The organism is Gilliamella sp. wkB195 (genome assembly GCF_001690445.1).
Lineage (GTDB): Bacteria > Pseudomonadota > Gammaproteobacteria > Enterobacterales > Orbaceae > Gilliamella > Gilliamella apicola_E.
This window is the reverse complement of record NZ_LZGP01000013.1, coordinates 22,284-29,994: the sequence shown is the minus strand read 5'-3', so window position 1 is coordinate 29,994 and position 7,711 is coordinate 22,284. Positions and strand designations below refer to the sequence as shown.

Sequence of the window (7,711 nt, the reverse complement as noted above, 5' to 3'; positions counted from 1 at the left end):
GGCCTTTATTAAATAAGGCTATCAACTGTTTTTTACCGATTAATTTACATATAAAAATGTATTAGGACCTCTGAGCGTTTTATCAAACTTAATTAGTTATTCGGTTTTATTCGACGACATAAAATAAAAATAAAAAAAAATATTAAAGTTTCTTTTTTTAATACCGATAACTAAATCATCAGCAAAAGTATTGAATAATATTTTCAATATCTCGTTGATCTAACTAATCATATTAAAGGAGATAAAAATGGCACAGGTAATTAATACCAATACTATGTCTTTAATGGCAAGAAACAATCTGAATAATTCTCAAAGTGTTCTTGGAACTGCAATTGAGCGTCTATCATCAGGTATGCGTATCAACAGCGCTAAAGATGATGCAGCAGGTCAAGCAATCGCTAATCGTTTTTCTTCAAATATTCGTGGTTTAACTCAAGCTGCACGTAATGCAAATGACGGTATCTCTTTAGCTCAAACAACTGAAGGTGCATTAAACGAAATTAATAACAACGTTCAACGTATTCGTGAATTGACTGTTCAAGCGGCAAATGGTACAAACTCTCAAAGCGATTTAGAATCAATTCAAAACGAAATTGATCAACGTTTAGAAGAGATAGACCGTGTATCTAAACAAACTGATTTCAATGGTACTAAAGTATTATCTGCTGATAAAACACTTAAAATACAAGTGGGTGCAAATGATGGTGAAACTATTGAAATCAATTTGAAAAAAATTGACAGTACTGAACTCGGTTTAGCTTCATTTAATGTTTCTTCAAGCCCAACAGCAGATCCTTTAAAAACACTTGATGCTGCATTATCAAAAATTGATGAATTACGTGGTGAGCTTGGTGCGGTACAAAATCGTTTTGAGTCAACTGTAACTAACATCAACAATACAGTAAATAACTTAAGCTCAGCGCGTAGCCGTATTGAAGATGCAGATTATGCTGAAGAAGTCTCTAATATGACTCGTGGTCAAATTTTACAACAAGCAGGTACTTCAGTATTAGCACAAGCTAACCAAGTACCTCAATCTGTACTGTCTTTATTACAATAAAGTATATCTCTAAAATTTTACTTTAATTTTTATACTATAGTAATAATGGTATTTTTTAATACCATTATTACTAATAATGTTAATTACCTATTTTTTAATACTTTATTCTTGCCATTAACTCAGTCAATTATCGTCATAATATTCCTTAGCATTTTTTACAATGGTTTAGGAAATGAGTGATAACCTGTATAACTCTCAGGGTGTAGTGAATCAAATCGATTGGCAACAATATATCTATTTAGTTCGTAATGAAGCGTTGAAATTAGCTGTTCGTTTACCAACGACGATTGAGCTTGATGACTTGTTACAAGTTGGTTATATCGGTTTATTAGAATGCATAAAACGTTATGATGCAGCACAAGGTTATACTTTTACTACATTTGCTATTCCTAGAATAAAGGGAGCAATGTTAGATGAGTTGCGTAGTCGTGACTGGCTACCAAGGCAAACCCGAAAAAAAATTAAAGATGTCACTAACGCCATTAATGAATTGGAACAAATTTTAGGTGTCCCACCTAATGATCACCAGATAGCTGCACATCTGCAATTGTCTCTTACTGAATATCGCAAGGTGTTATTAGATTCAAATTATAGCCAAATCTGTTCTTACGATGAGATACAAAAAAAACTCGGCGATAATTTGGATGCGCTGATTGAGCCTGATTCCGATAACAATCCTTTTGCTTTTATTATTAATGATGAAATTCGCAATATTATTGTTCAACAAATTGATAACTTACCTGAAAAAGAAAAAATGGTTTTAGCGCTCTATTATCAAGAAGAGTTGAATTTAAAAGAGATTGGAAAAGTGTTAGATATTAGCGAATCTCGCGTAAGTCAATTACATAGCCAAGCAATAAAACGAATACAAAGTAAAATTAATATATAAAAAACAGAATAAAACAGTAAAACATGAAAAAATAAATTGAAAATAAATCGAAATGATTTTTTTATTGACCTTTTGCTTTTAAAAATGTAACTTTAAGTGAAAAAAAACGAATTAAGATATTTTTTACTAATTTCGCATTTTTTTATGCGAGAAAAATATAAATTTTGGTGAGTAAATTGGGAAATATACAAGAAGACGATATTTTGAAATGTATACATCATTTAAATCTTTCAACGCTTTTATTAAGCCAAAGAATGATAGAGAAAGATAAAGTGATGGCAATGTATCGATTAGGAATTGATGAAAAAACCGCTGATATTTTGAGTAATTTAAGTGCTTCTCAAATGTTGGTTTTATCTGAAACCAATCAATTAACGTTTCAATTTCGATTTAAAAATTCAGCAATGATGGAAAAATTAACTGAAGAGTCTCGCGTTAGTGATATAAAGCAGATGCATACAGGGATCCTTCTATCAAGCTTACTTTTAGATTCTATTAATAAGTAGGTAAATGATAAAAATGAGTAGCAAAAGCATTATCCAAAAATATAAAGAAGTCCAATTAGCTATTCGATTAATTACACTCGGCGCTAGAATTCAAATGTTGGAAAGTGAAACCAATTTAAGCCGTGGAAAGCTGATTAAATTATATAAAGAAATCCAAGGATGCCCACCACCTAAAGGTTTACTTCCTTTTTCTACCACGTGGTTTATGACTTGGGAGCCTAATATTCATTCAAGCATGTTTTATAATGCTTACCGATTTTTAGTCAAGCATGGTACTAAATCTGGAGTTCATGCAATTGTTAAAGCTTATCAACTTTATTTAGAGCAATGTTCCCTTCATCACGATGAAGAGCCGGTTTTAGGCTTAACTCGTGCATGGATTTTAGTTAAATTTGTTGAAAGTAATGTTATGCAGCAATCGTGTTGCAAAGAGTGTAAAGGGCGATTTATTACACACGCTTACCAGCCACATAATAGTTTTGTTTGCAGTTTATGCCAACCGCCGTCAAGGGCCGAAAAAAATAATAAAACGCATAAAGAAAGCCAAGCAAAATGCTTACAAGTTTTATCAATACCTAGTGCATTCAACTTAGTCACCGCAAATCAGGTAACGGTTTAGATAAGCAATTAATTAAAAAAGTTTAGTTACATTTTATAGAGATAAAGGAAAGCCAATGCTAATAATTATAGGATATATTGTTGTTATCGCTTCTGCTTTAGTTGGTTATGTACTAAGTGGAGGGTATTTGGCAGTACTTTTTCAACCATTAGAGTTTCTGATAATTGGTGGTACAGCTATTGGTGCTTTCATTGTAAGTAATGAAAAGAAAGCAATAATTGCTACACTTAAATCGTTAGGTGGTTTATTTAAAACATCAAAATATAATAAAACTCTTTATTTAACATTAATTAATTTAATGTACACCATTTTAACTAAGATACGTCAAAATGGGGGGTTATCTATTGAAGAAGATATTGATAATCCAAAAGAGAGTGAATTATTTAAAAAGTATCCACTTATTCTTGCCAATCCACAAATATGCGATTTTATCACTGATTATTTACGTTTAATGATTAGCGGAAATATGAAAGTTTATGAAATTGAAGCATTAATGAATGAAGAAATTGAGACGTATACCCATGAGTTAGAAAAACCTGCAGATGCGATTTCTAGTGTGGGCGATGGGTTACCTGCTTTTGGGATTGTGGCTGCGGTTATGGGAGTGATTAACACATTAGCACAAGCAGATAGGCCTGCTAGCGAGTTGGGTGAACTTATTGCACATGCTATGGTTGGAACCTTTTTAGGAATTTTACTGGCTTATGGGTTTGTTTCGCCACTAGCTGCTTTATTAAGACAGAAGAATGCTGATACAGTAAAAATTTTAGAATGTACTAAAGTTATTCTTATTGCCAGCATGCATGATTATGCTCCACAGATTTGTATAGAATTTGGTCGAAAAACTATTTTTTCGCATGAGCGACCATCTTTCTTTGAATTAGAAAAATATATTCAAGAAGTGAAAGATAAAAATGCTAACCCAACAGAAAATAATGAATAATGAAAGATAAGCCAGTAAGAATAATTATTTCTAAAAAAAAGTCAGGGCATGGCGGTGGCCATCATGGTGGTTCGTGGAAGATTGCTTATGCAGATTTCATGACTGCTATGATGGCACTTTTTTTAGTCATGTGGTTGATAGCCAAAGCCAGCCCGCAAGAATTACAAGGAATTGCCGAATATTTCAGAACGCCATTAATACTAGGTCAAAATGGTGGTAAAAATATTAGCGATAGCGAAAGCCCTATTCCTGGTGGTGGCGATGATGTCAGTAAAAGTTTGGGCGAAGAGCAACAGAGCATAATAAATGAACAACCAATAGATCCCAATGTAGTTGAAAGAAATCAATTGATCGAAACTGCTCGTAAAATTTATGAGGCATTTGAACTTGATCCTCGACTGCAAAAATTAGCGGCTAATCTTATTGTTGAACTAACTGAAATGGGGTTAAGAATTCAGATTTTAGCAACTGATGATAAACCAATGTTTGATGTTGGTAGTGCAGTTATTCATCCTAATATGCAAGAAATTCTTCACGCTCTAGCACCAATAATAAACGATTTACCCAATAAGATGACCTTATCTGGGCATACTGATGAGCGTCAGTATATAACAGGTGATAGAGGTTATAGTAACTGGGAATTATCTGCTGATAGAGCAAATTCATCAAGACGAGAACTTATCGCTGCTGGATTAGATTCAAGCAAAATTATTCGAATTATTGGTTTAGCTGATACGGTTGGTTTAAACAATCCTAATTATAGTAAAGATGCTAATCGTCGTATTAGTATTTTAATTTTGAATAAGTCAGCTCAAAAATATATTGAAGATGAAAATACAATGACTGGAATAGATTTTTTAAAACAAGCAACTAAATCTGAACAATAGCATTGGAATTACTTAGGTTAAGCGTGTTAAAAAATTAAATTTCAATTATTTTCTAAAAATAACTAAAGTTTTATCTTTTTTATCCGATATAAGAATAACCCTTTAAGTTAATAATTTGATTATTGACTAAATATATTAGGAGCTTTTATGTCAAATTCATTGATGAATACCGGTATTAGTGGATTAAATGCTGCGCAAAATATGCTTAATGTTATAAGCAATAATATTAGTAATGCGCATACCGTTGGTTACAATCGTCAACAACAAATTTTGCAACAAGCAAATGGCACTAAATATAATTATGGTTTTGTTGGTAACGGTGTATCTGTATCATCAGTTAATCGGGCATATAATAGTTTTGTGGTTGGCCAATTACGTCAATCTCAATCACAAAATGGCTCTATAAAGGCTTATTACAATGAATTGTCAAAAGTCGATAATTTATTAGCGGAGAATGATAATAGTATTTCCTCGCAACTAAATAGTCTGTTTGCAAGTTTAAATAAACTTTCTTCAAATGCGGGTGATGCCGCTTCCAAGCAAACAGTAATAAATGATCTTAGCTCGTTAGTCAGTCAGTTTAATAAAACGGAATTGAATTTAAAAAATCAGATTGTCAATATCAATACTGAAATTGTTAATAATGTTGATACTATTAACTCTTATACCCAACAAATTGCTGATCTTAACCAAAAAATAGCAAGATTACAGGCAGTAAGTGGTGGTCATGAGCCGAATGCATTGCTTGATGAACGCGATCAACTGGTTAATGAATTAAGCGAGATGATAGGCATCACCGTTACTGAGCAAAATGGACAATACAATATTTCACTGCCTAATGGTTTAAGTTTAGTGCAAGGGTCATCGGCAACTCAGTTATCTGTACAGCCGTCTAAAGATAATCCTGCTTTAAATACAATTATTTACACTCATAATTCTGGTGCGACTCAAGAACTATCAAGTCAAAATATCGCATCAGGCCGATTAAATGGATTATTAGCTTTTCGTGATGGACCACTCCTAGAAGCTCGCAATCAATTAGGTTTGATTGCGTTAAATCTAGCAGAACGATTTAATGAAGTACACATGTCAGGGGTTGATATTAATGGCGAACCAGGTCAGAAATTATTTGATTATCATAGCCCAACTAGTATTGCTAACGCCCAAAATCAAGGTAATGCCACTGCTAAAATTAACTATAACTCAGTGACAGACGTCAAAGCATCTGATTATAAAATTGAGTTTAATGGTAACGATTGGGTCGTAACCAGATTGTCTGATAACAAGCAAATTACCCCTCAAGTTGAAGATGGTAAGTTGTTGTTTGATGGATTATCTATTGAAATAAATGGTGATCCAGTAGCGGGTGATAGTATCTTACTTAAACCTGTTGCAGATGTAGCATCATCACTCCAGCTACTAGTTAAGGATGTCAACAAACTAGCAACAGGTATTAATGATGATGAAAATGGTAATGGCGATAATCGTAATGTAGCTAAATTGCTTGATATACAAAATGAAAAATTAATTAATGGCACTAAAACGTTAAATAGTGCTTATAACGCCTTAGTTAGTTATGTGGGAAGTGAAACGCAAACAGCTAAAATTTCAGCGCAATCTAGTCATAATATTACTCAAGAAATTTATGAGCAAAATCAATCAATATCAGGCGTTAATATTGAAGAAGAATATATCTCTATGCAGGTTTATATGCAGTATTACCAAGCTAATGCAAAGATTATTGATGCGGCAACCACAATATTCGATACCATTTTAGGTTTAGCTAAATAATAGAAGGGTTTAAATATGCGTGTTAGTACTAATGCAATGTATCAAAAAAATTTAACGAGTATTTTAAATACCAATAGTAAATGGCAAAAATCAGGATTGCATTTAGCAACCGGTAAAAAAATCTTATCACCTTCTGATGATCCTATGGGGTCATCGCAAGCATTAATTTTAAAACAGGCTCAATCAAGAAATACTCAGTATCAATCAGCTCGTGAAAGTGTTAATAACTCGTTAAGTCGTCAAGATACAGTACTAAAAGAAGCGAATACTGTTATCCAATCAATTCAAGAGACACTAGTTTATGCGGGTAATGAGACGTTAAACGATGAAAATAGACGTGACTTAGCCAATAAATTACAAGGATTAAAAGATCAATTAGTTTCGTTAGCTAATGCTAAAGACACTAATGGCAATTATATCTTTGCTGGAAATAAAAATGATACACCTCCTTTTGTTGTGGATGAATCTGGTAAAGTTAATTATGTCGGTGGTTCTACAACGATTAATATTTTTATTGATGATACGCGTGAAGTGTCATTAAGTTTTACTGGTGATCAGATTTTTATGTCAGGCGCCAATAGTTCTGTGGAAAGTGATGTTTTTGCTAGCATTGACTATGCATTAGAAGTACTGCAAATCGGTTTAGATGATAATGACCCTGATGCGATTACGCAATTCAGAGAAGGTTTATCGAAAGCTAGTCAAGGCGTTGATAATTCGTTTGAAAATATCTCAACAGTTAGGGCTGCAGGTGGTAATGTGTTGGCGGAAGTTGAACGATTAACTGCACTAGGTAAAACCTTGGACATTGATTTTCAAACACAAATTAGCCAAATTGAAGATGTTGATTGGTATGAAGCCATTGCAGATTATGTGATGTTACAGGCGAATTTACAAGCAGCTCAATATACTTTTATGAATATGCAAAATATGTCCTTATTTCAAATGAAATAACTTTCTGTCATCAATTATTTAAATCGTTAATACCAAAAAAATAGGAGGCTTATGCCTCCTAT

General features: G+C 32.9%; 8 protein-coding genes. All 8 read left to right on the top strand.

Annotated elements, in window-relative coordinates; translation table 11 throughout:
• Nucleotides 1–247: 247 nt before the first annotated feature.
• The 8 genes from A9G08_RS04450 (at nt 248) to flgL (ending at nt 7,649) form a co-directional block, all read left to right on the top strand.
• Nucleotides 248–1,060: a flagellin N-terminal helical domain-containing protein gene (locus A9G08_RS04450; RefSeq protein WP_065562537.1), complete on the top strand. Its 813-nt coding sequence runs from the start codon at nt 248–250 to the stop codon at nt 1,058–1,060.
• 172 nt (nt 1,061–1,232) lie between these two features.
• Entirely contained in the window at nt 1,233–1,949 is a 717-nt protein-coding gene (locus A9G08_RS04445) for an RNA polymerase sigma factor FliA (protein WP_065562536.1), read from the top strand.
• A 185-nt stretch (nt 1,950–2,134) separates the two neighbouring features.
• A complete protein-coding gene (flhD, locus tag A9G08_RS04440) occupies nt 2,135–2,455 on the top strand; it encodes a flagellar transcriptional regulator FlhD (RefSeq protein WP_141673924.1) in 321 nt (106 codons plus the stop codon).
• A 13-nt stretch (nt 2,456–2,468) separates the two neighbouring features.
• Nucleotides 2,469–3,074 carry a flagellar transcriptional regulator FlhC gene (gene flhC / locus A9G08_RS04435; protein WP_081299485.1) on the top strand — a complete coding sequence of 202 codons (606 nt, stop codon included), beginning with the start codon at nt 2,469–2,471 and terminating at the stop codon, nt 3,072–3,074.
• 55 nt (nt 3,075–3,129) lie between these two features.
• Nucleotides 3,130–4,017: a flagellar motor stator protein MotA gene (gene motA / locus A9G08_RS04430; protein WP_065562534.1), complete on the top strand. Its 888-nt coding sequence runs from the start codon at nt 3,130–3,132 to the stop codon at nt 4,015–4,017.
• Nucleotides 4,017–4,904: a flagellar motor protein MotB gene (gene motB, locus A9G08_RS04425; RefSeq protein ID WP_065562533.1), complete on the top strand. Its 888-nt coding sequence runs from the start codon at nt 4,017–4,019 to the stop codon at nt 4,902–4,904. Before motA ends, motB begins: the two co-directional genes overlap by 1 nt.
• Nucleotides 4,905–5,051: 147 nt before the next feature.
• Nucleotides 5,052–6,695: a flagellar hook-associated protein FlgK gene (flgK, locus tag A9G08_RS04420; protein WP_065562532.1), complete on the top strand. Its 1,644-nt coding sequence runs from the start codon at nt 5,052–5,054 to the stop codon at nt 6,693–6,695.
• Between the two features lie 15 nt (nt 6,696–6,710).
• Nucleotides 6,711–7,649, top strand: a complete 939-nt coding sequence (flgL, locus tag A9G08_RS04415; protein ID WP_065562531.1) for a flagellar hook-associated protein FlgL — start codon at nt 6,711–6,713, stop codon at nt 7,647–7,649.
• Nucleotides 7,650–7,711 lie beyond the last annotated feature (62 nt).

Excerpts from the sequence above, each read along its gene's own strand:
- flgL (WP_065562531.1), top strand. The coding sequence starts at position 6,711 with ATGCGTGTTAGTACTAATGCAATGTATCAAAAAAATTTAACGAGTATT.
- A9G08_RS04450 (WP_065562537.1), top strand. The coding sequence starts at position 248 with ATGGCACAGGTAATTAATACCAATACTATGTCTTTAATGGCAAGAAAC.
- motB (WP_065562533.1), top strand. The coding sequence starts at position 4,017 with ATGAAAGATAAGCCAGTAAGAATAATTATTTCTAAAAAAAAGTCAGGG.
- flhC (WP_081299485.1), top strand. The coding sequence starts at position 2,469 with ATGAGTAGCAAAAGCATTATCCAAAAATATAAAGAAGTCCAATTAGCT.
- flgK (WP_065562532.1), top strand. The coding sequence starts at position 5,052 with ATGTCAAATTCATTGATGAATACCGGTATTAGTGGATTAAATGCTGCG.
- A9G08_RS04445 (WP_065562536.1), top strand. The coding sequence starts at position 1,233 with ATGAGTGATAACCTGTATAACTCTCAGGGTGTAGTGAATCAAATCGAT.
- motA (WP_065562534.1), top strand. The coding sequence starts at position 3,130 with ATGCTAATAATTATAGGATATATTGTTGTTATCGCTTCTGCTTTAGTT.